Origin of the sequence: Vibrio kagoshimensis (genome assembly GCF_050337535.1) — a bacterium.
GTDB classification, from domain to species: Bacteria; Pseudomonadota; Gammaproteobacteria; order Enterobacterales; family Vibrionaceae; genus Vibrio; species Vibrio gallaecicus.
Window position 1 is genome coordinate 135,196 of the sequence record NZ_JAKJSZ010000010.1, and the last position, 23,432, is coordinate 158,627.

At 41.4% G+C, this 23,432-nt stretch carries 22 protein-coding genes; 3 read left to right on the plus strand and 19 right to left on the minus strand.

Annotated features, from left to right (window positions below; translation table 11 throughout):
- Nucleotides 1-161: 161 nt before the first annotated feature.
- The 9 genes from iscX to trmJ form a co-directional block, all read right to left on the minus strand.
- Entirely contained in the window at nucleotides 162-362 is a 201-nt protein-coding gene (gene iscX / locus L4C37_RS11595; RefSeq protein WP_137374964.1) for a Fe-S cluster assembly protein IscX, read from the minus strand.
- A gap of 40 nt (nucleotides 363-402) precedes the next feature.
- Entirely contained in the window at nucleotides 403-741 is a 339-nt protein-coding gene (gene fdx, locus L4C37_RS11600) for an ISC system 2Fe-2S type ferredoxin (RefSeq protein WP_429768664.1), read from the minus strand.
- 20 nt (nucleotides 742-761) lie between these two features.
- Nucleotides 762-2,612, minus strand: coding sequence for a Fe-S protein assembly chaperone HscA (gene hscA / locus L4C37_RS11605; RefSeq protein ID WP_137374966.1), 1,851 nt, complete (start codon nucleotides 2,610-2,612; stop codon nucleotides 762-764).
- 22 nt (nucleotides 2,613-2,634) lie between these two features.
- Nucleotides 2,635-3,150 (minus strand): co-chaperone HscB, encoded by a 516-nt coding sequence (gene hscB / locus L4C37_RS11610; RefSeq protein WP_137374967.1) that lies wholly within the window; start codon nucleotides 3,148-3,150, stop codon nucleotides 2,635-2,637.
- A gap of 71 nt (nucleotides 3,151-3,221) precedes the next feature.
- Nucleotides 3,222-3,545 carry an iron-sulfur cluster assembly protein IscA gene (iscA, locus tag L4C37_RS11615; RefSeq protein WP_004735095.1) on the minus strand — a complete coding sequence of 108 codons (324 nt, stop codon included), beginning with the start codon at nucleotides 3,543-3,545 and terminating at the stop codon, nucleotides 3,222-3,224.
- Between the two features lie 103 nt (nucleotides 3,546-3,648).
- Nucleotides 3,649-4,026 carry a Fe-S cluster assembly scaffold IscU gene (gene iscU / locus L4C37_RS11620; protein ID WP_137374968.1) on the minus strand — a complete coding sequence of 126 codons (378 nt, stop codon included), beginning with the start codon at nucleotides 4,024-4,026 and terminating at the stop codon, nucleotides 3,649-3,651.
- Nucleotides 4,027-4,059: 33 nt separating this feature from the next.
- A complete protein-coding gene (locus L4C37_RS11625; protein ID WP_050644450.1) occupies nucleotides 4,060-5,274 on the minus strand; it encodes an IscS subfamily cysteine desulfurase in 1,215 nt (404 codons plus the stop codon).
- A 27-nt stretch (nucleotides 5,275-5,301) separates the two neighbouring features.
- Nucleotides 5,302-5,823 carry a Fe-S cluster assembly transcriptional regulator IscR gene (gene iscR / locus L4C37_RS11630; RefSeq protein ID WP_137374969.1) on the minus strand — a complete coding sequence of 174 codons (522 nt, stop codon included), beginning with the start codon at nucleotides 5,821-5,823 and terminating at the stop codon, nucleotides 5,302-5,304.
- A gap of 116 nt (nucleotides 5,824-5,939) precedes the next feature.
- Nucleotides 5,940-6,668: a tRNA (cytosine(32)/uridine(32)-2'-O)-methyltransferase TrmJ gene (gene trmJ, locus L4C37_RS11635; protein ID WP_137374970.1), complete on the minus strand. Its 729-nt coding sequence runs from the start codon at nucleotides 6,666-6,668 to the stop codon at nucleotides 5,940-5,942.
- A gap of 180 nt (nucleotides 6,669-6,848) precedes the next feature.
- On the opposite strand from trmJ, the gene suhB reads away from it, so the two are divergent.
- Nucleotides 6,849-7,652, plus strand: coding sequence for an inositol-1-monophosphatase (suhB, locus tag L4C37_RS11640; RefSeq protein WP_137375009.1), 804 nt, complete (start codon nucleotides 6,849-6,851; stop codon nucleotides 7,650-7,652).
- A gap of 162 nt (nucleotides 7,653-7,814) precedes the next feature.
- Here the strand turns inward: suhB and L4C37_RS11645 are convergent, their stop codons facing one another.
- The 8 genes from L4C37_RS11645 to L4C37_RS11680 form a co-directional block, all read right to left on the minus strand.
- On the minus strand, nucleotides 7,815-8,351 hold the full coding sequence (locus tag L4C37_RS11645) for a hypothetical protein (RefSeq protein ID WP_273293646.1): 537 nt from the start codon (nucleotides 8,349-8,351) through the stop codon (nucleotides 7,815-7,817).
- Between the two features lie 92 nt (nucleotides 8,352-8,443).
- Nucleotides 8,444-9,349 carry a LysR family transcriptional regulator gene (locus L4C37_RS11650; protein ID WP_429768665.1) on the minus strand — a complete coding sequence of 302 codons (906 nt, stop codon included), beginning with the start codon at nucleotides 9,347-9,349 and terminating at the stop codon, nucleotides 8,444-8,446.
- 112 nt (nucleotides 9,350-9,461) lie between these two features.
- Nucleotides 9,462-10,409: a protein translocase subunit SecF gene (secF, locus tag L4C37_RS11655; RefSeq protein ID WP_372266690.1), complete on the minus strand. Its 948-nt coding sequence runs from the start codon at nucleotides 10,407-10,409 to the stop codon at nucleotides 9,462-9,464.
- 14 nt (nucleotides 10,410-10,423) lie between these two features.
- Nucleotides 10,424-12,280: a protein translocase subunit SecD gene (gene secD / locus L4C37_RS11660; protein ID WP_429768666.1), complete on the minus strand. Its 1,857-nt coding sequence runs from the start codon at nucleotides 12,278-12,280 to the stop codon at nucleotides 10,424-10,426.
- A gap of 20 nt (nucleotides 12,281-12,300) precedes the next feature.
- Entirely contained in the window at nucleotides 12,301-12,630 is a 330-nt protein-coding gene (gene yajC / locus L4C37_RS11665; protein ID WP_137374975.1) for a preprotein translocase subunit YajC, read from the minus strand.
- A 117-nt stretch (nucleotides 12,631-12,747) separates the two neighbouring features.
- Nucleotides 12,748-13,878, minus strand: coding sequence for a tRNA guanosine(34) transglycosylase Tgt (gene tgt, locus L4C37_RS11670; protein ID WP_137374976.1), 1,131 nt, complete (start codon nucleotides 13,876-13,878; stop codon nucleotides 12,748-12,750).
- 218 nt (nucleotides 13,879-14,096) lie between these two features.
- Nucleotides 14,097-15,161, minus strand: coding sequence for a tRNA preQ1(34) S-adenosylmethionine ribosyltransferase-isomerase QueA (queA, locus tag L4C37_RS11675; protein WP_429768667.1), 1,065 nt, complete (start codon nucleotides 15,159-15,161; stop codon nucleotides 14,097-14,099).
- Nucleotides 15,162-15,329: 168 nt separating this feature from the next.
- Nucleotides 15,330-16,505 (minus strand): S1 family peptidase, encoded by a 1,176-nt coding sequence (locus L4C37_RS11680; RefSeq protein ID WP_429768686.1) that lies wholly within the window; start codon nucleotides 16,503-16,505, stop codon nucleotides 15,330-15,332.
- A gap of 249 nt (nucleotides 16,506-16,754) precedes the next feature.
- On the opposite strand from L4C37_RS11680, the gene L4C37_RS11685 reads away from it, so the two are divergent.
- Both L4C37_RS11685 and L4C37_RS11690 read left to right on the plus strand, forming a co-directional pair.
- Nucleotides 16,755-17,213 carry a CBS domain-containing protein gene (locus tag L4C37_RS11685; RefSeq protein ID WP_137374978.1) on the plus strand — a complete coding sequence of 153 codons (459 nt, stop codon included), beginning with the start codon at nucleotides 16,755-16,757 and terminating at the stop codon, nucleotides 17,211-17,213.
- A gap of 323 nt (nucleotides 17,214-17,536) precedes the next feature.
- On the plus strand, nucleotides 17,537-19,477 hold the full coding sequence (locus L4C37_RS11690) for a HAMP domain-containing methyl-accepting chemotaxis protein (protein ID WP_429768668.1): 1,941 nt from the start codon (nucleotides 17,537-17,539) through the stop codon (nucleotides 19,475-19,477).
- A gap of 375 nt (nucleotides 19,478-19,852) precedes the next feature.
- On the opposite strand, the gene aceA is transcribed toward L4C37_RS11690, so the two are convergent.
- Nucleotides 19,853-21,166: an isocitrate lyase gene (gene aceA / locus L4C37_RS11695; protein ID WP_137374980.1), complete on the minus strand. Its 1,314-nt coding sequence runs from the start codon at nucleotides 21,164-21,166 to the stop codon at nucleotides 19,853-19,855.
- Nucleotides 21,167-21,346: 180 nt separating this feature from the next.
- Nucleotides 21,347-22,984 carry a malate synthase A gene (aceB, locus tag L4C37_RS11700; RefSeq protein WP_429768669.1) on the minus strand — a complete coding sequence of 546 codons (1,638 nt, stop codon included), beginning with the start codon at nucleotides 22,982-22,984 and terminating at the stop codon, nucleotides 21,347-21,349.
- Nucleotides 22,985-23,432: the final 448 nt, after the last annotated feature.

Sequence of the window (23,432 nt, forward strand, 5' to 3'; positions counted from 1 at the left end):
CATTATGTAGAAGTAAAATGTCACTTTGATAAAAAAACGGACCATAAGGTCCGCTTTTTTTAGTAAGAATTGTTAACTTGGCTATATTTTCACAGAAGCCCTATTTAAAGCCTCTTACGAATAACTGAGTTACCTGATTCAGAAAGCTTGCCGAATGGCAGTTAATCCATTTCATCCATCCAACATAGGATTACTGCTTCTAGGATTTTCTCATTTGATTTATTAGGTTCATCTTCGAACTCTTCTAAATCGAGTATCCATTGGTGAAGGTCAGTAAAACGTACCGTTTTAGGATCCGTCTCAGGGTATAGATCACACAACTCTATCGCGATATCACGTGAATCAGTCCATTTTAAGCTCATCATATTTCCTTATTCAGTTGCGAGTGGCAACAAACGCGCTTTAATGCTCTTCAGAAGCAAGGTTCAAGGTGTACTTTGGAATCTCAACAACTAAATCTTCTGCTGCCACTTTTGCTTGGCAACTTAAACGAGATTCCATCTCCAGACCCCATGCTTTATCTAGCATGTCATCTTCAAGATCATCACTCTCTTCTAGTGAATCGAAACCTTCACGAATAACAATGTGACATGTCGTACACGCACATGATTTCTCACAAGCGTGCTCAATACCAATGCCTGCTTTCAATGCTACGTCTAGAACGGTTTCGCCAGTTTTAGCTTCCAAAACAGCGCCTTCAGGACAGAGATCTTCGTGAGGTAAAACAATAATCTTTGGCATGTTAATCTATTCTCTAACTATTAAATATTATCGACTGACTGACCAGATAGTGCAGCTCGAATTGATTTGTCCATACGACGAGAAGCGAAGTCTTGGCTCGCTTTATCGGCATTTTTAATTTCAGCTTCAATGGCATCCGCACTGTCGCCATTACGCATTTCAATAAGCGTTTCGATAGCTTGAATAAGCTGTTGCTTTTCAGGTTCACTCAATAGCTCATCACCATCGGCTTCGATTGCAACAATCAAACCTTCAATAACACGGTCAGCTTCAACACGTTGCTCCGCTAAGGCACGAGCTTGCATGTCTTCTTTTGCGTAAGTCATCGAATCTTTAAGCATGTTTGCAACTTCGTCGTCACTTAAACCATAAGACGGCTTAACCTGAATTTCAGCTTGCACTCCCGTACTCTTTTCCATGGCAGTAACAGACAACAGACCATCAGCATCAACTTGGTAAGTCACTCGAATATGCGCAGCACCGGCAGCCATTGGAGGAATGCCTTTTAGTGCAAATCGAGCCAATGAACGACAGTCATCAACCATCTCACGCTCACCTTGAACAGTATGAACCGTCATTGCGGTCTGCCCATCTTTGAACGTGGTAAATTCTTGTGCTTTCGCTACAGGAATCGTGGTGTTACGCGGAATGATCTTTTCAACCAAACCGCCCATGGTTTCAATACCGAGTGAAAGCGGAATAACATCTAAAAGCAACATCTCTGAATCTGGCTTATTACCAACAAGGATATCTGCTTGAATAGATGCCCCTATCGCAACCACTTCATCAGGGTTGATATTTGTTAGCGGGGTTCTACCAAAGAACTCACCCACTTTGCTACGCACTAAAGGAGTTCGAGTTGAACCACCAACCATCACAACTTCAAGTACTTCATCCGCATCTACACCTGCGTCTCTTAATGCACGACGGCACGAAAGCAATGTTTTCTTAACGAGTGGGCTGATAGTTTCTTCAAACGTTTCACGAGTCAGTGAACCGTTCCAACCTAACACATCAACATCTACGCTATCAGCTTGAGACAAACCGATTTTAGCTTCTGTTGCAGCATCTAATAAAATACGATTTTGCTCTGCTGTTAAGTCAGATAAACCGATTTGCTCTTGAAAATACTCAGCTATCAGGTGGTCAAAGTCATCACCGCCCAAGGCTGAGTCACCACCTGTCGCTAGAACCTCAAAGACACCTTTCGATAATCGTAAAATAGAAATATCAAAAGTACCGCCACCAAGGTCATAAACCGCGATAACGCCTTCCTGGCCAGAATCAAGACCATAAGCAATCGCTGCTGCCGTTGGCTCGTTCAATAAGCGAAGAACATGTAGACCAGCTAAGCTAGCTGCGTCTTTTGTTCCCGCTCGTTGTGCATCATCAAAATAGGCAGGAACAGTAATAACGGCACCAGAAAGCTCACCACCTAAAGTCGCTTCTGCACGCTGACCAAGAGCCTTAAGGATATCAGCAGAAACCTGAATCGGGTTTTTAGTCCCTTGTTCAGTGCGAATAACTGGCAAGCCATTGTCACTTTCTTCAAACTGGTAAGGTAGTGATGGGTATCTCTGTTTAATATCCGCGAGAGAACGACCAATTAAACGCTTAACTGAAATGATCGTATTTTTAGGATCAACCTGAGCATTCTGGCGAGCTTCATTACCCGTTGTGTGAGATTCAGATTGGTAGTGGACAACTGAAGGCAAAATACTTCGCCCTTGATCATCCGTTAATGTGCTCGATTCACCACTGCGAACCGACGCAACCAAAGAGTTGGTTGTGCCTAAATCGATACCTACTGCTAGCTTATGCTCATGAGGAGCGGAGCTTTGTCCAGGTTCTGCAATTTGAAGTAATGCCATGGATGTGTCCTTGTTAAACAAACTAGCCGATTAAACGGTCTTCGACTAATTCGATTTCATTCTTTAATTTTGCAATAAACTTAAGTTTTCTAACGCGATCTGCCGCTTCTAACCACGCTTCAGTGTCTAGTTCTTGTTCGATAGCTTTTAATTGTTGTTTATACATCTTGCTAACTTTACCTTCGAACGCAAAAAGTGCGTCTTCTGGTTCAGAACTGTCTGCAATGTCTTCCAATTCTTCTCGTAATTCCATCTGCTCCATCAAGAACATCGGATCTTGAAGCGTTTGCTGCTCACTACGAATGTCCACCCCATGCTGAACAAGCAAGTATTCAGCTCGATCAATTGGGCTTTTAAGGATTTGATACGCATCATTGATTTGAGCGGCTTTTTGAACGGAAAGCAGGCGCTCTCGCTCTGAAGCTATCGCAAAATTATCAGGATGGAATTGACGCTGCAGTTCTCGAAACTGAGAAGAAAGAAGGCTACCATCCAGCTGAAACTGAAGTGGTAGCCCAAATAATTCAAAATGATTCATGTAAAGACGGTCCTAAATTTTAGGCTCTACAATAGAGCCTAACTCTATTCTTCGGCTACAAACCAAAGCACTTATACATTGAAGCTTTCACCACAACCACACTCGCCTTTCGCGTTAGGGTTGTTGAATTCAAAACCTTCGTTTAGGCCTTCTTTTACATAATCAAGCTCAGTACCATCTAGGTATACTAGGCTCTTTGGATCAATGATGACCTTAACACCTGAATGCTCAAACACTTCGTCTTCTTCGTTAAGCTCGTCAACGAACTCTAGTACATACGCCATACCTGAACAGCCAGTAGTTTTTACCGCTAAGCGTAACCCGAGACCTTTTCCACGGTTATCTAGGAAAGCTTGAACTCGGCTTGCTGCCGTATCTGTCATGGTGATGGCCATACTACAACCTTGTGTTTTATATAAATTGAGAACTCAAGTGGGAGCACAAAGGGTACTCCCAAATATTACTTATTTTGTCGACGTGATTACGATATTTAAGCGATTAGTGCTTCTTTTTGTAATCTGCAACAGCTGCTTTGATTGCATCTTCAGCTAGAATTGAACAGTGAACTTTCACTGGTGGTAATTCTAATTCTTCTGCAATTTCTGCATTTTTAATCGCTGCTGCTTCATCAATACTTTTACCTTTAACCCACTCTGTAACTAGTGAGCTAGAAGCGATTGCGCTACCACAACCGTAAGTTTTGAATTTTGCATCTTCAATAATACCTTCAGCAGATACTTTGATTTGCAGTTTCATTACGTCGCCACAAGCTGGAGCGCCAACCATGCCGCTCCCTACACTTGGGTCTTCTTTATCAAACGAACCTACGTTACGTGGGTTTTCGTAGTGATCAATTACTTTTTCGCTATATGCCATGATAGTTACCTCGAATCCTCTAGTTCCTTGAGATTAATGATGAGCCCACTCAACGGTGTTCAGATCAATCCCTTCTTTATACATATCCCATAGAGGAGACATGTCGCGTAATTTATTTACCGCTACACGAATTTGTGCAATCGCGTAGTCGATTTCTTCTTCCGTTGTGAAACGGCCGAATGAGAAACGTACTGAACTGTGTGCCAGTTCATCGTTAAGACCAAGAGCACGTAGAACATATGAAGGCTCTAGGCTTGCTGATGTACATGCAGAACCTGATGATACCGCTAGGTCTTTTAGAGACATAAGCAGAGACTCACCTTCAACAAAAGCAAAGCTCACATTTAGGTTATGTGGTACACGTTGGTCTAGGTCGCCGTTCACAGTTACCGCTTCTAGATCTTGAACACCTTTAAGTAGGCGCTCACGAAGTGCTAGTGCGTGATCGTAATCTTTCTGCATATCTTGTTTAGCAATAGCAAACGCTTCGCCCATACCCACGATTTGGTGAGTAGCAAGAGTACCAGAACGGAAACCACGTTCATGACCGCCACCGTGCATTTGCGCTTCTAGGCGAATACGAGGCTTACGACGAACGTACAAAGCGCCGATGCCTTTAGGACCGTATGCTTTGTGTGCAGACATAGAGATAAGATCAACTTTCATCTCTTTTACGTCTAGTGGAATTTTACCCGCAGACTGAGCCGCATCAACGTGGAAGATGATCTTGCGTGAACGACATAATTCGCCAATTGCAGAGATATCTTGGATTACACCAATCTCGTTGTTTACGTGCATGATAGAAACTAGAACCGTATCTTCACGCATTGCTGCTTGTAACTTGTCTAGATCGATGATGCCGTTTGCTTCAGGCTCTAGGTATGTAACCTCAAAACCTTCACGCTCTAGTTGACGACATGGATCTAGAACAGCTTTATGTTCTGTTTTACACGTGATTACGTGTTTACCTTTCTTCTCGTAAAAGTGCGCAGCACCTTTAATTGCAAGGTTGTCAGATTCTGTTGCACCCGAAGTGAAAACAATTTCACGTGGGTCTGCATTCAATAAATCGGCAATTTGCTCACGAGCATTATCTACAGATTCTTCTGCCTGCCAGCCGTAACGGTGTGAACGAGATGCAGGGTTACCGAAGTTCCCGTCCATCGTCATACACTGAACCATTTTTTCAGCAACACGTGGATCAACTGGGCATGTAGCTGAATAGTCAAAGTAAATAGGCAGTTTCATTTTCTACTCCAATGTAAAAACTGACCGCTAAGAGCGGGCATGTACACCGTTAGGTGCTGCACTAATCGTTGTAGTGCTCGTATTTTTTTGTGTAAAACCATTTGTAACCGCAAGATCGATATCTTGACGGTCTGAAATTTCTAACACTTCGTTATCTTTCATTAGCTCGCCGAGCGTAATGTCATTAAGAAAGCTACTAATACGGGAGCTTAAATCACGCCATAATGCGTGAGTTAAACAACGACTGCCACCTTGGCAATCGGCTCGACCGTGACACTTAGTTGCATCTACTGATTCATCTACCGCTGCGATAACAGTACCAACAGCAATATTGTGAGCATCTTCACCTAAGCGGTAACCACCACCAGGTCCTCGAACACTCGCGACTAAACCAGCTTTACGTAACTTAGAGAAAAGCTGCTCTAAGTAAGATAATGAAATACCTTGTCGCTCTGATATATCAGCCAGAGGTACAGGGTTTGTCTGTGAATGCAGTGCCACATCTAGCATGGCTGTAACTGCATATCTTCCTTTAGATGTAAGTTTCATACCACACCGTATCCACATTGTTTATGTGGTTGGAATTTTTCCATACCTGACTAAAATGGTCAAGTATTTATTTGACTAATTTAGTCAGGTATTCATCCTTTATCTTTGTAAGGACTTTATTTATTCTTTTGAGACTTCTCAATTGAGGTCAAAATACCACGTAAGGTATTGATCTCTTGAAGCTCAGGTCTCGCTCTACTAAATAAACGACGAAGTTTATTCATCACAAGCCCTGGCTTATCTTTAGAGATAAATTGGGTATCGATAATGACTTTTTCAAGGTGCTCATAGAACATTTCTAATTCATTGTGTCGAGGGTATTCATCCTGAGGTTGTTCAGGGTACTGACTCGCTTCTGCATTAAGATGAGCCACGCGCACTTCATAACTTAGCGTTTGCACTGCCATTGCTAAGTTTAATGAGCTGTATTCAGGGTTTGCTGGAATACATACGTGGAAATGACACTTTTGCAGCTCATCATTCGTTAAGCCAGTACGTTCACGGCCGAAGACTAAAGCGACAGGATGCTTTTGCCCTTCAACGGCAAACTTCTCTCCACATTCACGAGGTTCAAGCATTGGCCATTCTAAAGTTCGAGAGCGAGCACTTGAGCCCACCACTAAACCACAATCTTTTACGGCTTCATCTAGAGTAGCAACAATCGTTGCGTTTTCTGCAATATCACCAGCACCAGCGGCTAGTGCTAAGGTCTGTTCATCAACCTCACACTGGGGATCAACTAATACTAATTGGCTTAGCCCCATCACTTTCATAGCGCGAGCTGCTGAACCAATATTACCAGAATGAGATGTGCCGACTAATACGACTTTTACGTTGTCTAACATGCTAAATGACACCACTTAAAAAATAACCGCGAGATATTAACACATCGCTAAGTAAAATGGTCAGAGGCTAGTGGTTATGTGAAATCGAAAGTTCAAAAAACAACCACTTCCCTTTTCCTAAAAGTTTGGTATACTCGCCGCCGCTTTAACCTGTTCTTTAACATCTTGTGGGAAAACCCTATGCATCCAATGCTAAACATTGCGATACGCGCTGCGCGTAAAGCTGGCAACCATATTGCTAAATCTCTAGAAACAACTGATAAGATCGAAACGTCTCTAAAAGGTAACAACGATTATGTTACTAACATAGCTGAAGAAGCTGAGTACATGATTATTGAGACAATTAAATCATCTTACCCAGAGCACAGCATTATCTCTGAAGAGAAAGGCCTTACTGAAGGTAAAGACTCTGACGTACAATGGATCGTTGACCCACTAGATGGCACCAACAACTTTGTAAAAGGTTTCCCTCACTTCTCAGTTTCGATTGCTGTTCGCATGAACGGTCGTACTGAAGTTGCTTGTGTTTATGACCCAATGCTAAACGAGCTATTCACAGCTCAACGTGGCGCTGGCGCTCAACTTAACAACGCTCGTATGCGTGTTACTCAGCTTAAAGACCTTCAAGGTACTGTTATTGCAACAGGTTTCCCTTTCAAAGCTAAACAGCACTCTGAATCTTTCATGAAGATCATCTCTGGTCTATTCATTGATTGTTCTGACTTCCGTCGTACAGGCTCTCCAGCACTTGACCTATGCTACTTGGCTGCAGGTCGTGTTGACGGTTACCTAGAACTAAATCTAAAGCCTTGGGATCTAGCAGCTGGCGACCTTATCGCTCGTGAATCTGGTGCAATCCTAACTGATTTCGCTGGCGGTACTGATTACATGAAGTCAGGTAACGTTGTAGCTTCTAGCGCACGCGGTGTTAAGTCTATTCTTAAGCACGTTCGTGAACACGCAAACGAAGGTATGCTGAAGTAATTCACGCCTATCGTAAATACTCTCTAGAGTATACAAATTTGAAAGCCTCGCATTTGCGAGGCTTTTTTCTTTCTAATAGTAATGCTTAATTCCTATCTACCTGAAACAAAAAAACGCCTAATGCAGTGCATTAAGCGCTTTATAAGCCGATAAAGAAATTAATCAATAACCAACTGTTGATAATAAGTTCCTAGCACCGTCAACGATCTTGCATCGCTTATTCGAATCACCACCATACCAATATCCTGAATACAAACCGGTTACTACGATGTGCGTTGGAGTAGAAGCGAAGCTGATACATACGATCTTATTTTTAAGCTCTCCATAAACTAGCTCCAATGAAGAACTGTCTAGACGTATTGTGCTTTGATACTCTAAATCACCAGAGATATTAAATGGAATTAATTCTATTGAGTTGTATTTATGTTCTAAGTAAGCGTAATTTGCACTTTCCCCCGTTCTACCCGCAGCGACATTCATCCGGCTTGGGTTAACAGATCCATACGCTACTCCTTCAGAATAACCAATATGAACACCACAATCAGAGCATGCAGAACGCATAGCATCATCATAAAGAAGTGAATATTCAATAAACTCTTCGTCACCTTGAACTTCGTAACCAGGAGCGTCGTATTCACCGTCACAACCAAATAAAAGAATGACTGATGCTAGTAAAGGAAGTGAAATATGTTTTTTCATAAAATACCTAGAGTAAGAAAGTGGCTGACTTCATAGCTAGATATAATAGAGAGAGCGTCTTAAGTTGAGCTTAAATCGGTTTGTAGTTTTAGTTAAATAATCGATGACTTGTTTTGGACAATCTCTTGAATTTGCTTAATCACCCAATTCAAGACGATGTCTTTCTTCGGTATTTTTCGATAGCTGAGGTAGACTGGAATGGATAATGATTCTTCGAATGGAAGTGGGAAAATAGATAATTTAAGTTCTTGTTCAAGTAGTTGTGCATGATACTTAGGTACGACACAAACTAACTCGCTTTTAGACACCATATATAAAGTTGTAAGCAAGGAATCTGAAGAATAAACAATATTTCTATTTTCAATATCACCTGCATATAAAGAATCAAGAACGAATGGTTGATCTTTACTGGTGCTCCAAGCAATGAAGTCTTGCTCAAGGAAACAAGATTGATCATTCATAAGTTTTTCTTTTAAGTGACCTTTTCTACACACAGCCACTAACTCTTCTTCAAACAATAAAATATTTTCAAATCCACGATGTTCAACAGTATGAGTCGAAATTAAAAAATCAGCTTTTCTTAGCACCAGTTCATCAACCCAGTCATCTTTATGAACATAGTTGGCTCGATTATTTAAAGACACATCAAAATTCGAATTTGATATCTTCTCTAATAACTGTGGGTAAAAAAGAATATCTCCATCTTTATGACTAAAGTATGAGATAACTCGTTTAGATTTCCTTGGATTGCGTAGAGCTATAGATTCAGTGGTAATAGCTTCAATATGAGGCTTAATAGACTCATACAAGCTAACCCCTTTGCTTGTAGGAACTAAGTGACTACCAGAGCGAATAAACAGGACTTCATTATAATACTCATTGAGCTTAGAAATATTTTGGCTTACTGCGGAAGGAGTGACCCCTAACTGGATTGCGGCATTAGAAACTCCTTTCTCTTCATATACAGCAATAAAATACTTCAGTGAATTCAAGTCCATAACCAGCTCCTGCAATGCTCATGGATCTGTTGTAACATTGTTAACCGTATAAAACAAAAAAACCGCTAGTTTCCTAGCGGTTTTTAAAATCATCTAAAACACCTTAGAGTTTCTATGGCATTTCATCTAACTCTTCACCTTCTTTTTCAATTTGAGGTGGCATTAGGTGTTCACGTGTAATACCCAGTTTCAGAGCTAGTGCTGATGCAACGTAGATTGAAGAATAAGTACCAACAGTAATACCTAAAAGTAATGCCGTAGCAAAACCATGGATCATTGCTCCGCCTTGAACAAACAGCGCAATTACTACGAACAATGTAGTACCTGAAGTAATCAAAGTACGACTTAGAGTTTGAGTAATCGAGTTATTCATCACTTCAACAGACTCACCTTTACGCATCTTACGGAAGTTTTCACGGATCCGGTCAAATACCACTATCGTATCGTTAAGAGAGTAACCGACGACCGTTAGCAATGCTGCAACGATAGTAAGGTCTACTTCAATTTGCATTAAAGAGAATACGCCGAGCGTGATAATAACATCGTGCGCAAGTGCTAATACCGCACCCGCAGCTAAACGCCATTCAAAACGAACTGAAACATAAATCAAGATACAAATAAGCGACACTAGAATCGCAAGACCGCCCGCTTCTGTTAATTCATCACCAACATTTGGACCAACAAATTCGATACGACGCATTTCAACTTGTTCGCCAGTTCCTTGCTCAATAGCAGTAAGAATCTGGTTTCCAAGCGTTTCACCTGCAACCCCATCACGAGGACGCAAACGAACCATTACATCACGAGCTGAACCGAAGTTTTGTACCGTAGCATCACCGAAGCCATTTGCTTCTAATGCACCACGAATATCTTGAAGGTTCGCAGGGTCTTCAAAACCTACTTCAATCAAAGTACCGCCGGTAAAATCTAGCCCCCAGTTCAACGATTTCGTTGATAGAGTGAAGATAGCAGTACCAATCATAAGTACAGATAGAACAACAGCAAACTTAGACCAACGCATAAAGTCGATCAGTTTGTCTGCTTTCATTATTTGAAACATAACTAATTCCAGCCTTAGATCGACAATTTCTTAATGCGTTTGCCGCCATACGCTAAGTTCACGATACAACGTGTACCTACGATAGCAGTAAACATAGAGGTTAAAATACCAATAGACAGCGTAACCGCGAAGCCTTTGATCGCACCAGTACCGACAGCAAACAGGATAATTGCTGTGAGTAGTGTTGTGATGTTCGCATCTGCAATGGTACTAAATGCGTTAGCGTAACCCTGGTGAATCGCTTGCTGAGGGTTTTTACCCTCACGTAATTCTTCACGAATACGCTCAAAGATTAGTACGTTCGCATCAACCGCCATACCGACAGTTAAAACAATACCTGCGATACCTGGTAGCGTCATTGTCGCTCCTGGGATCATCGACATTACGCCAATAATCAAAACAAGGTTTGCCATTAACGCGATATTGGCAATGAAACCAAACTTACGGTAGTAAAGCAGAGTAAATAGCATTACTGCAGCCATACCCCAGATCATCGCCATGATACCCATATCGATGTTCTGTTGACCCATAGATGGACCAATTGTACGTTCTTCAACAATAGATATTGGCGCGATCAACGCACCAGCACGTAGAAGAAGAGCAAGGTTATGAGCTTCAGAAGCTGAATCTATACCCGTAATACGGAAGCTACGACCAAGAGTCGACTGAATCGTCGCTTGGTTAATCACTTCTTCATGTTGAGTAAGGATAACGCTGCCTTCTGCATTTTTACGACCACTGTCTTTGTACTCTGTAAATACGGTAGCCATAAGCTTGCCGATATTTTGACGAGAGAATGCAGACATTTTGCTGCCACCTTCGCTATCTAGCGAGATGTTAACTTGTGGACGACCGTATTCATCAACACTTGAACTTGCATCTGTGATGCTAGAACCACCAAGAATCACACGCTTCTTAAGTACAACAGGGCGACCATCACGATCTTGCTTGATTTCACTACCAGCAGGAGCTCGACCACTTGCAGCAGCAGCAAGATCAGCTTTGTCATCCACTTCACGGAATTCAAGCGTTGCTGTCGCTCCTAAAATTTCTTTAGCACGTGCAGTGTCTTGTACACCTGGTAATTCAACAACAATACGGCTAGCGCCTTGTCTTTGAACAAGAGGCTCAGCAACACCAAGTTCATTTACACGGTTACGTAAAATAGTGATATTTTGCTCAACAGCGTAATTGCGAATTTCTTGTAGACGTGCGTCGGTGAAAGTCGCAACTAAAGAGAAACGACCGTTAGACTCAGAGTCAACAAATGTCATATCTTGGTGATTAGTTTGAAGCAAGGTTTTCGCTTCAGCTAACTGCTCTTCATTACGTAGTAAGACTTCAACTGCATCTTTGCCTGAAGGGCGAATAGCACGGTATCGAATCTTATCTTCACGAAGTTCACTACGAAACGCTTCTTCTTGCTGACCGACAAGTTTTGACATTGCAGCATCCATATCCACTTCCATTAAGAAGTGAACACCACCACGCAGGTCAAGACCAAGTTTCATTGGTGCAGCACCAATAGATTCAAGCCAGCTTGGAGTAGAAGCCGCTAAGTTTAGCGCAACAATCACGTCATCATTTAATGCTTCGTTAATTACATCACGAGCACTAATTTGTGTATCGGTATCGTTAAAGCGAACAAGAATGGATCCGTTTTCTAAAGCTACGGATTTGGTAGAAAGGCTCTCTGCATCAAGAGCTTTGGTGACAGCATCCAGCGTTGACATATCTACAGAGGCGCCGCGCGCCCCTGTAACTTGAACTGCCGGATCTTCACCGTATAAATTTGGAAGTGCGTACAACGCAGCGATAGCGATGGCAAACACCACCATCAGATACTTCCATAACGGATAACGGTTTAGCACAGCGAGTACCTTCTAGCTGTTTATAGAGATTTCAGAGTACCTTTAGGTAGCACTGCTGTAATGAAGTCTTTCTTGATAACAACTTCATTATTTGCGTTCAATTCAATTGAAACGTAATCGTTGTCTTCAGCGATTTTAGTAATCTTACCAATTAGACCACCGCTTGTTAGCACTTCATCACCTTTAGCCATTGAAGCCATTAGGTTCTTATGCTCTTTAACACGCTTAGCTTGTGGACGGTAGATCATGAAGTAGAAGATCACAGCGAACATACCTAGCATGATTAGCATTTCGAAACCGCCACCTGCTGGTGCACCTTCTGCTGCTGCGTGAGCTTGTGAAATAAACATTAAAAACATCCTCTATTTATATTTTATTGATAATCCAACTAATTGGGTTGTATCCCTTTAATTTCAAGCCCTAACTCAGTGATTAGAGATAGGGCTCGCAAAAAGAAATACTAAAAATTATTTGCCTAGTGGCGGCACTTCGCGATCACGACGAGCATAGAACTCATCAACAAACGCATCAAAGCGATCTTCATCGATTGCTGTGCGGATACTTTCCATCAGACGTTGGTAGTAACGAAGGTTATGGATGGTATTGAGACGAGCACCCAAAATTTCGTTACAACGGTCTAAGTGATGTAAGTACGACTTTGAATAATTTTGACAAGTGTAACAGTCACATTGTGGATCCAGTGGTGTTGTATCCAGTTTATGTTTCGCATTACGGATCTTGATCACACCGCCAGTCACAAATAGGTGACCATTACGTGCATTTCGAGTCGGCATAACGCAATCGAACATATCGATACCACGACGAACACCTTCAACTAAGTCTTCAGGCTTGCCTACACCCATAAGGTAGCGAGGCTTATCTTCAGGCAGTTGCGGGCATGTGTGCTCAAGTACGCGGTGCATATCTTCTTTTGGTTCACCAACGGCAAGACCACCAACAGCGTAGCCATCGAAGCCAATATCCGTTAATGCTTTTACAGAGACATCACGAAGGTCTTCGTAAACGCCACCTTGAACAATACCGAAAAGTGAATTTTGGTTTTCTTGGCGGTCAAACTCGTTACGGCTACGATCAGCCCATCGAATAGAGCGTTCCATTGAAATACGAGCTTCATCGTGAGTCGCTGGGTATGGAGTACACTCGTCGAAAATCATTACAACATCAGAACCAAGATCGTATTGGATTTGCATTGATTTCTCAGCGTCCATAAAGATCTTATCGCCGTTTACAGGGCTGCGAAAATGAACGCCTTCTTCTGTAATTTTACGAGTCTTACCTAAACTGAATACTTGGAAGCCGCCTGAATCCGTTAAGATTGGACCTTTCCAGTTCATGAAGTCGTGTAAATCACCGTGTAGCTTCATAATCTCTTGACCAGGGCGCAACCATAAATGGAATGTGTTACCTAGTAAGATTTCAGCGCCTGTGTCTTTGACTTCTTCCGGAGTCATACCTTTAACAGTACCGTAAGTACCTACAGGCATGAATGCAGGAGTTTCAACAGTGCCACGTTCAAACTGAAGTTGACCACGACGTGCATTACCATTTGTTTTTTTAAGTTCGTATTTTAATCTCACGAGAGACCTCCAATATGCCAGAGAAACAATCTGACCTTTATTTATAGTAAAGGTTATTGCTAACGTCATGCTCGGTTATACCTAGCGATAAAGACGAAGCAGTAGCCTTCACCTACGAGAGCGGTCGCGAATTCCTTGCGAAGAGATAAAGTTAAGAGAACTCAACCCTCTAGCATACTGCTAGCACTCGTTAATTTAATGAAGAAAACAGATCTGCCTTAAAGGGCCAACTCATTGGTTTTCTTATTGATGAACATCGCATCCCCATAGCTGAAAAAGCGATACTCACTGCTTACTGCGTGATCATAAGCACTCATTACGTGATCATAACCAGCAAAAGCGCTAACCAACATAATTAATGTTGATTCAGGTAAATGGAAATTTGTAATTAAACAATCCACCAGCTGATATTCGTATCCAGGGAAAATGAAGATTTCAGTGTCGCCAAAGAATGGCACTAACTCAGTTCCATTTTTTAAAGCATCTTGAGCGGCGCTTTCTAACGAACGAACTGAAGTAGTTCCAACGGCAATAATGCGTCCACCACGATCTTTTGTTGCAGCGATAGCATCCACAACCTCTTGTGGCACTTCTACATACTCAGCGTGCATGTGGTGATCATTAATATTGTCGACTTTGACCGGCTGGAAAGTACCCGCACCAACGTGAAGTGTGACATAAGCAAATTCAACACCTTTGTCTTTCATGTTCGACATAAGCTGATCATCAAAATGAAGACCAGCGGTTGGTGCCGCAACTGCGCCTGGTTTTTCGTTATAAACCGTTTGATAGCGCTCTTTATCCGCATCTTCATCAGGACGATCAATATAAGGCGGAAGAGGCATGTGACCAACATCATTCAGTATATCAAGGACACTCTGTTCTGAAGTGAAACGAATCTCAAACAGTGCATCATGACGAGCCACCATCTCCGCTTCATATTCGTCGTTCTCACCAAGGAATAACTTATTGCCAGGCTTTGGTGATTTAGAACAACGAACATGTGCAAGAATGCTTTTTTCATCAATCATTCGTTCAACAAGAACTTCTAGCTTACCGCCAGATTCCTTGCGACCAAACAGACGAGCAGGAATTACACGTGTGTTATTAAAAACTACAAGATCACCTGGTTGAACCAAGTCTAAAACGTCTTTAAACGAACCATCTGCAATAGTGCCACTATTGCCATCAAGTTTAAGCAAGCGGCTTGCTGTACGTTCTTCTTGTGGGTAGCGAGCAATAAGCTCATCAGGTAGGTCAAAGTGAAAATCTGAAACTTGCATTTTTGTGATCTTGTCTGGTTATGAATGAGAATGCGACTAAAAATTTCGCAGTTGGGTAGTATAGGCACACAGCAGGCAATAGCAAGTTTATCAACAAGGGATTATTGTAAGAAGGAGTTATTGTAAGAAGAAGGGAAATAAGAGCCACTGAATGTGGCTCTAGAATATTTAACGGCGCTTGTATATTCGAAGTAATACCAAACTCAATAAAATAGAAAGCCAGTATGCATTAGTTCCACCACCATCGGGCTGAACAAAATTACAATTTTTGGTTGAGATACTATCATTACAATCTGAAGGTGGAATTATGCCACCACCAGGACCACCACCCGTTCCATCCCCCAGATTGGTGATAAAATTGGGGGCAATAATGATTTCAGAAGGTGGGGTTGCTTGCGTGATATAACTTTGAATCCAGTTATAATACGTACTGATCTTGGTAAAAAAACTAGGGATGGTAACGGATCCACAAACCGGCATTATGATAGGTCCACCACTAACAATACCAATTTGTAATCCTGTTACGTCATCAACTAATGGACCACCGCTATCGCCTTTACAAGCGCTGTTCCCATATTGGGTGCGTTGATCTGGTTCAAGTGGCGTTACCTCATTAGGTATCGTACATAACTTGGTGATATTTACCGGTGAATCAATGATCCCAGGTATATCATTACCCGCTTCCAGTCTCTGGTAGCAATCTGAAATAGGCAAGAAAGTACTGGTTGTTTTACGTAAGAGAACAGACGGTTCAGCCGCTAAAGGCGTTGTCGTTCCCCAGCCTGAAACCGTCACATTTTTATTTCTATAATTCGTTAATGTATTCGCATCCCACTCGGCAGTTAATCTTTGTTCAATACTTTGCATCAATTGAGGGGAAGCTAATTGAGCCAAAGCAGCACCAGTCACTGGGCGATCCAAATATAAAAGCGCAATATCGCTATCTAAACCTGTGTGGACTAGTTCACGGCTATTATCTGAGTTAACTTTGAACTTACTTAAACGCGTGTAATCAGGATGAACAACCACATGACTAACGGAGTAATAATGACTCACATCGGTTGCATTCAGATCATACGCATTTGCGGTAATCGCTAATTCGCGAGGTGGTGTTACGTAATAAGAAGATTCATCAATCCCTTCCCCCATTACAACACAGTGGGCAGCCGTCATTACCCATTGCTCTGTAACTAGCGTTCCTCCACATATTGGAAATTCAGCCATATTACTTGCTCTTAATGTCACTCGGCTGGTGACATCGGTATCTAACGTTCCTAAAACAATTGCATTCGCACTACTATGAATGCCTATCGCCACAATTACCCCTAGCACTTTCTTGAACATCATTTGCTTTCCGTAGCCATAAAAAATACATTTTCCATGACAACTCAGCCATTAAGAATCCTAGTACAAACAATGTACGACAGAGTTCATATTGAGATATGTAAGCCGCAATCAAGACAAAGCTAAAATACTAAACGAGTCGCAAATCAATTAATTGTATAAAGCTCACTCAATAATGAGTTAGCTCTCAGATATTTAGAGGCTAAGAAACTATAGTCTATATAGAGACTAAATAAGAAGGAGGTCAGTATGATCAAAGTTGAAGATATGATGACTCGCAACCCTCATACCCTATTACGCTCACACACGTTGGCAGATGCAAAAAATACAATGGAGGCGCTAGATATCAGGCATATTCCGGTCGTAGATGCAGACCGGGCTTTACTCGGAGTCGTAACTCAACGAGATATTCTTTCCGCTCAAGAATCCAGCCTACAAAATATCCCTCAAGCACAATCTTATACTCTTGCAACCCCGCTAAAAGATGTCATGCACACCAATATTATGTCTGTTGAGCCAAGAGCTGGCTTAAAGGAAAGTGCCATTTATATGCAAAAACATAAAGTTGGTTGCTTACCTGTGGTTGATAACGGTGAACTAGTAGGAATCATCACTGACAGTGATTTCGTAACCATAGCTATCAACTTGTTAGAGTTACAAGAAGAAGCTGAGCCGGAAGAAGTAGAAGTTGAAGCTATAGAAGAATAAGGCTAAGCAGTCTAGCAACTTCTTCTTAAACACCCTCACAATTGTCATAGTTTTATGTCTTCATAAGTAAAACTATGAGGATAATGACCTCATTAAGGTGAACACGGTTACTCGACACCTTAAAAAAACGTACACGGTGAAGCTCCAAATATAAAGGCTCGAACCAATATGAGCCTTTACTTTCGCGCCCATACCTCCCCACAATTCTTACTAATGAGAATAAATATATTTAAATCAACATACTGATGTATTTATTAATAACTATAATGTAAGAATTCATTAACAATAATAATTAAGTAAGCTGTCTCACGGGAATCATCATTATGAGTTTAAAGAAATTACTATCCTTAGGTTTTGGGGTTATTTTGGCCCTAATATTGGTCATATCAGTTGTTGCCTCATTGCGTTTTTATCAATCGAGTGATGGTTTTAATACCTACCGCTCTCTAGCACTAACAAGTGTATCTACAGGTCGAATTCAAGCTAATATTTTAGAAGCTCGACTAGCAGCATTGAAATACATTAAAAGCCCTAGCTCTTCACACATATCAGAATTAGATAAGCGTATAAACACTTCAGTTCAACTCATAGAAGATGTTTTGAACTCTCATATTGATGATGGTCATAAGAACGAATTTTTAGCGATTGAAGATCAACTGAAACAATACAGCCAAGGGTTTAACCAAGTTGTTCAGCTTGTAAATGACCGCAATCACCTTGTTAAAGACCAACTTGATCCATCTGGGATTGACATGAGAAAAGCAGTATCGAACCTCATGGAACAGGCATCAGTTGAAGAAGACCTTGAAGTTGCAGTTAGCTCTGGCAACCTTCAACAACACGTTTTGCTATCACGTTTATACGCTTCCAAATTTTTAACGAGCAACCAAATTGAAGATGCAAAGCGTGCACAGCAAGAGTTCAAGTATGCCGCTGAACTATCTGAGGAAATCGAATCACAACTGATGTCGACAAAACAAATAAGACATTTAAATGAATTCAATAATTCATTTAAAACCTACCAGACCACGTTTGCAGAAGTCGTTAAAACCATAAGCCAAAGAAATGGTATCGTTTCTAGCACTCTCGATGTCATGGGTGTATCTGCGGCAAGAACCATCGAAGAAATAAAACTATCGACCAAAAGCAAGCAAGATTCTGTTGGACCAGAAATGGTTGAACGTTTCTCTAATGCTCAATTCGTTCTCGTAATTCTTTCTATCTTCGTAGTAATTATTGCCTTAGGTATTGCGGTATCAATATACCGTAGCGTACTTAAAGTCGTGGGTGGTGAACCTAGTGATATTCAAGCTATTGTTGAAGAAGTGGCTTCAGGAAACCTATCAAAAGAGATTGCAATCACAGGTAAAGAAAGTGGTATCTATGCCAATATTTTAGAGATGCGCCAAGAACTTCGCCGAATTATTGATGGGTTCCACCAAATTTCAGACAACGTTTCCGCAGCTTCTGTCGAATTAACAGCAGTCATGAGTGAGACAGAAAGTAACGCTCAACAAGAACTGAGCCAAATGGAACAAATTGCGACAGCAATTAATGAACTTTCAAGTACCGCCAGTGAAGTCAGCCAAAATGCCGCAAGTGCAGAAAGTGCAGCAACCGATGCGACTTCAAATGTTGAAAAAGGCGGAGGCTCTTTAGATTCTTCGGATGACATATCACGTAAAGTAGAAACATCAATCGAAGAAACGTCGAATATTGTCAATCAGTTGCAAGAATATTCAGTTGAGATTGGAACTGTGATTGAGGTTATCAATTCCATTTCAGAACAGACCAACTTACTTGCACTGAATGCCGCAATTGAGGCAGCACGAGCCGGTGAACAAGGTCGTGGCTTTGCGGTTGTAGCCGATGAAGTTCGATCACTTGCAGCGAAAACTCAGCAGTCTACTGTTGATATCCAAGAGATCATTTCTCGATTACAAGCTCAAGCTAAAGATGCGAATCAATTCATGCAATCTAACCTGTCACTTGCCGAAGAATCCCGAAACTACAGTGATCAATTACGTGAAGCCTTCTCGTCTATCACTCACTCAGTTAGCTTGATTTCAGATATGAACACACAGGTTGCAACTGCATCTGAAGAACAATCTGGCGTAACTCAAGATATTTCACAAAATGTATCTCAGACTTTCGATATTGTTCACCAGAATGTTTCTGGTATTAGGCAAAGCAAAGAGGCAAGTGAAGAACTTTCTTCTTTAGCTGCAAAACAAAAAGATTTATTGGGCTTCTTTAAGCTGTAGTTTCTCTTTTAGCTTTGATCTAGCAGTTCATGCTGAATGAATCGCTAATGTTGACCAAATAGCTAATGTGTAACCTCTTACTTATTCGGTCTAGAAGCTCAAATTAGATAGATCTCTACTCACCAAGCGCTTCTCAGTTAAATGAGGAGCGCTTTCTTTTTGTCAGTCATTAGTTAATGAGCAATTCAATCACATCCCCCATTAAACCTCTAATCTATAATTAATAATCTATAAACAAAAAAAGAGCGGCTAGATTAGCCGCTCAAAGGTCAGGGTTTCATGCATTCCCATCAATCAGGAATTTTGTAAGCTATCACTATATGAACAGTGGCATAGTGATAGCGTTTTTTGGGTTATTAACTTTTTATTGCTTAGTTAGGAGAACTGCTCTTCTTCTGTTGAGCCGGTTAATGCCGTCACTGAAGAACTGCCACCTTGAATCGTATTTGTCATTCGGTCAAAGTAACCTGTACCTACTTCTTGTTGGTGAGCTACGAACGTATAACCGCGGTCAGCAGCTTCAAACTCAGGGCGTTGAACTTTCTCAACATAATGACGCATACCTTCACCTTGTGCGTAAGCGTGTGCCAGTTCAAACATGTTGTACCACATGTTATGAATACCAGCTAAAGTGATGAATTGGTATTTGTAACCCATATTTGCAAGCTCTTGTTGGAACTTAGCAATCGTTTCTGAATCTAGGTTTTTCTCCCAGTTAAACGAAGGTGAACAGTTATACGCAAGTAGTTGGTCTGGGTATTTAGCATGAATTGCTTCAGCAAATTTACGCGCTTCTTCAAGACATGGCGTTGCTGTTTCACACCAAATCAAATCAGCATAAGGCGCGTAAGCTAGACCTCGAGAAATCGCTTGGTCGATACCCGCATCAACTTTGTAGAAACCTTCAGCAGTACGTTCGCCTTGGATGAACTCACTATCGTATGGGTCACAATCAGATGTCAGTAGGTCAGCGGCATTCGCATCAGTACGAGCAATTACTAGTGTTGTGGTGCCTGCTACATCGGCTGCTAGTCGAGCCGCCACTAACTTCTGAACCGCTTCTTGTGTAGGAACGAGTACTTTACCACCCATATGACCACACTTTTTAACGGAAGCAAGTTGGTCTTCAAAGTGAACTCCAGCCGCACCAGATTCAATCATGTTTTTCATCAGCTCATAAGCATTCAATACACCGCCAAAGCCAGCTTCTGCATCTGCTACGATAGGTAGGAAGTAATCAATTCCACCATCATCTTCGGCTGTTTTACCTGCTGCCCACTGAATTTGGTCTGCACGACGGAATGAGTTATTAATACGTTTTACTACCGAAGGTACAGAATCTACTGGGTATAAAGACTGATCTGGGTACATAGTGGAAGCGGTATTGTTATCCGCTGCAACCTGCCAACCTGAAAGGTAAATAGCTTCAATACCAGCTTTAGCTTGTTGAACCGCTTGTCCGCCAGTTAATGCACCTAAACAGTTCACATAACCTTTCTTCGAAGAACCATTCACAAGCTCCCAAAGTTTATCTGCACCACGTTGAGCGAGGGTATTAGCAGGTACTACAGAGCCACGAAGTTCAACAACTTCCTCTGCGGTGTAAGTACGTTTTACGTTATTCCAGCGTGGGTTCGTTGCCCAATCTTTTTCTAGAGCTTCAATTTGTTGGCGGCGAGTTAATGTCATGGTCTATCCCTCTCATTATTGGCGCTTCTTGCACCTTGGCATTACTTCTCGTTCAGTACGGCTGACTCTGAATTTGGAAGCTTATATTCACGTTATTGTTTGATTATTTATTTCTAGTAATTCGTTACTGAATCTTCTTATTTTCATACTTGTTATGGTTTATTTTTACTTGCTCAATTCTTACTCTAAAAAGTCGTACCCAGGCACTGTTAAGAAATTAGTTAGCTCATCGCTAGTAGTCAGTTCTGCCATTAATTTAGCGGCCTCTTCAAACCTGCCCGATAGGAAGCGTTCTTCCCCTACTTCTTCTTTAACTTCAATAAATTCTTCAGAAAGGTACTGTTCAAATAGTAATTTAGTCACAACAGACCCGTTATCTAATGTTTTCTGATGCTGAATCCATTGCCATATGGACGCTCTAGATATTTCTGCGGTGGCGGCATCTTCCATTAGTCCGTAAATCGGTACACATCCATTGCCAGAAATCCAAGCTTCGATATATTGCAATGCCACTCGAATATTATGTCGCATTCCCTGTTCTGTTATTTCACCATCACAAGGCGCTAAAAGTTCTTCCGCAGAAATCGGAGCATCTTGATTACGTGATACATCCAACTGGTTTGTACGCTCTCCTAGCTTTTCATTAAAAACGCTCAGTGCGGTGTCCGCTAAACCAGGGTGTGCAACCCAAGTTCCATCATGTCCATTATTTGCTTCAAGTGACTTATCGTTGTGTACTTTATCGAGAACTTGCTGGTTGGTTTGAGGATCTTTCGCTGGAATAAAGGCGGCCATTCCTCCCATCGCGAAAGCTCCACGTTTATGACAGGTACTCACTAACAACCTTGAATAAGCATTAAGGAAAGGCTTGTCCATGGTTACCACTTGACGATCGGGTAGTACTCTATCTGGGTATTTACGTAGGGTTTTGATATAGCTGAAAATATAATCCCAGCGCCCACAGTTCAAACCGACAATATGCTCTTTTAGAGAGAATAGAATCTCATCCATTTCAAATACAGCTGGTAACGTTTCGATGAGTACCGTTGCTTTGATGGTGCCTGTATCAAGCCCGAAATAGTCTTCTGTGAAATGGAATACATCACTCCACCACTTAGCTTCTTGATGGCTCTGTAATTTCGGAATGTAGAAGTAAGGTCCACTACCTTTTTTCAGTAAGGCTACATAGTTGTTATAGAAATACAGAGCAAAATCAAACAAAGCACCAGGGATAATTTGACCATTAAAAGTGACATGCTTTTCTTTTAGGTGTAGCCCGCGCACACGACAAATGAGAACAGCTGGATCTTCGGCTAGCTGGTATTGCTTACCATTGCTTGGATTTGTGTAATCGATAGTGCCATTAACAGCATCACGAAGGTTCACTTGACCATCGAGTACTTTATTCCAAGCTGGTGACATTGAATCTTCAAAATCAGCCATGAATACTTTCACATTGGCATTCAGTGCATTAATCACCATCTTGCGGTCAGTAGGTCCTGTGATTTCTACTCTGCGATCCTGCAGATCAGAAGGGATCCCTTGAATCTTCCAGCTTCCCTCTCGGATATCCTGTGTATCCTTTAAGAAGTCCGGTAGTTGACCCGAGTCGATTTGTGCTTGCTTAACTTCTCGCGTAATAAGCAGCTCATCAATTTGAGGAGCAAACTTTTCACACAGTAAAGATAAAAAAGTTTGGGCTTCCAAAGGGAAAATTGCTTGGTGTTCTGGAGAAAGGCGACCAGTAACCTCAAGCATGCCTTCGGTTTGAGTGTTTTTATTCTTCTGTGATGTTGTTTTCGTTGGTTGAGCAAGCATAATCCCGTCCTTGACACTACATTTGTAAGTTTTAAACCACAAAGAACATTTACATCATCGTTCTCACTTAGGTCATTTCTATCCGTTATCTGTTTATATTTTTCTTTGTATCTGTGTCGCTATGTCTATTACATTCACCGACTTGAAACTTGATTACAAGCCTTTTAAAGCTAGACATAAGTCTTATCTGGCATGCATTTAACCTATACCAAGATCGTGTAGAGCTAAAGGTCTAAAGTTAATAAAAAGTTAAAAACGAAGTTTTGTTCGGTTGTGATTAAACACCTGTTTCAATACCATTATTTGTAATTTATTACGTAATTAAATTACCAAGATTTTGATAGGTAAAAATCGTTTAAAACAAGCGTTCGAAACGCTGGGTATGTAAGGCGTTGCTTATTTAACAATAAGTTAGAGGCGGGAAAGTATGGCTATTTAAACAAGATAA

Coding starts and splice junctions, on each gene's coding strand:
- L4C37_RS11685 (WP_137374978.1), top strand. CDS start 16,755: ATGATCAAAGTTGAAGATATGATGACTCGCAACCCTCATACCCTATTA.
- queA (WP_429768667.1), bottom strand. CDS start 15,161: ATGCAAGTTTCAGATTTTCACTTTGACCTACCTGATGAGCTTATTGCT.
- trmJ (WP_137374970.1), bottom strand. CDS start 6,668: ATGTTAGACAACGTAAAAGTCGTATTAGTCGGCACATCTCATTCTGGT.
- L4C37_RS11690 (WP_429768668.1), top strand. CDS start 17,537: ATGAGTTTAAAGAAATTACTATCCTTAGGTTTTGGGGTTATTTTGGCC.
- L4C37_RS11645 (WP_273293646.1), bottom strand. CDS start 8,351: ATGAAAAAACATATTTCACTTCCTTTACTAGCATCAGTCATTCTTTTA.
- L4C37_RS11650 (WP_429768665.1), bottom strand. CDS start 9,349: ATGGACTTGAATTCACTGAAGTATTTTATTGCTGTATATGAAGAGAAA.
- secF (WP_372266690.1), bottom strand. CDS start 10,409: ATGTTTCAAATAATGAAAGCAGACAAACTGATCGACTTTATGCGTTGG.
- iscX (WP_137374964.1), bottom strand. CDS start 362: ATGAGCTTAAAATGGACTGATTCACGTGATATCGCGATAGAGTTGTGT.
- hscB (WP_137374967.1), bottom strand. CDS start 3,150: ATGAATCATTTTGAATTATTTGGGCTACCACTTCAGTTTCAGCTGGAT.
- iscR (WP_137374969.1), bottom strand. CDS start 5,823: ATGAAACTTACATCTAAAGGAAGATATGCAGTTACAGCCATGCTAGAT.
- L4C37_RS11680 (WP_429768686.1), bottom strand. CDS start 16,505: ATGTTCAAGAAAGTGCTAGGGGTAATTGTGGCGATAGGCATTCATAGT.
- fdx (WP_429768664.1), bottom strand. CDS start 741: ATGCCAAAGATTATTGTTTTACCTCACGAAGATCTCTGTCCTGAAGGC.
- yajC (WP_137374975.1), bottom strand. CDS start 12,630: ATGTTTATTTCACAAGCTCACGCAGCAGCAGAAGGTGCACCAGCAGGT.
- iscU (WP_137374968.1), bottom strand. CDS start 4,026: ATGGCATATAGCGAAAAAGTAATTGATCACTACGAAAACCCACGTAAC.
- suhB (WP_137375009.1), top strand. CDS start 6,849: ATGCATCCAATGCTAAACATTGCGATACGCGCTGCGCGTAAAGCTGGC.
- iscA (WP_004735095.1), bottom strand. CDS start 3,545: ATGGCCATCACCATGACAGATACGGCAGCAAGCCGAGTTCAAGCTTTC.
- aceB (WP_429768669.1), bottom strand. CDS start 22,984: ATGCTTGCTCAACCAACGAAAACAACATCACAGAAGAATAAAAACACT.
- hscA (WP_137374966.1), bottom strand. CDS start 2,612: ATGGCATTACTTCAAATTGCAGAACCTGGACAAAGCTCCGCTCCTCAT.
- L4C37_RS11625 (WP_050644450.1), bottom strand. CDS start 5,274: ATGAAACTGCCTATTTACTTTGACTATTCAGCTACATGCCCAGTTGAT.
- aceA (WP_137374980.1), bottom strand. CDS start 21,166: ATGACATTAACTCGCCGCCAACAAATTGAAGCTCTAGAAAAAGATTGG.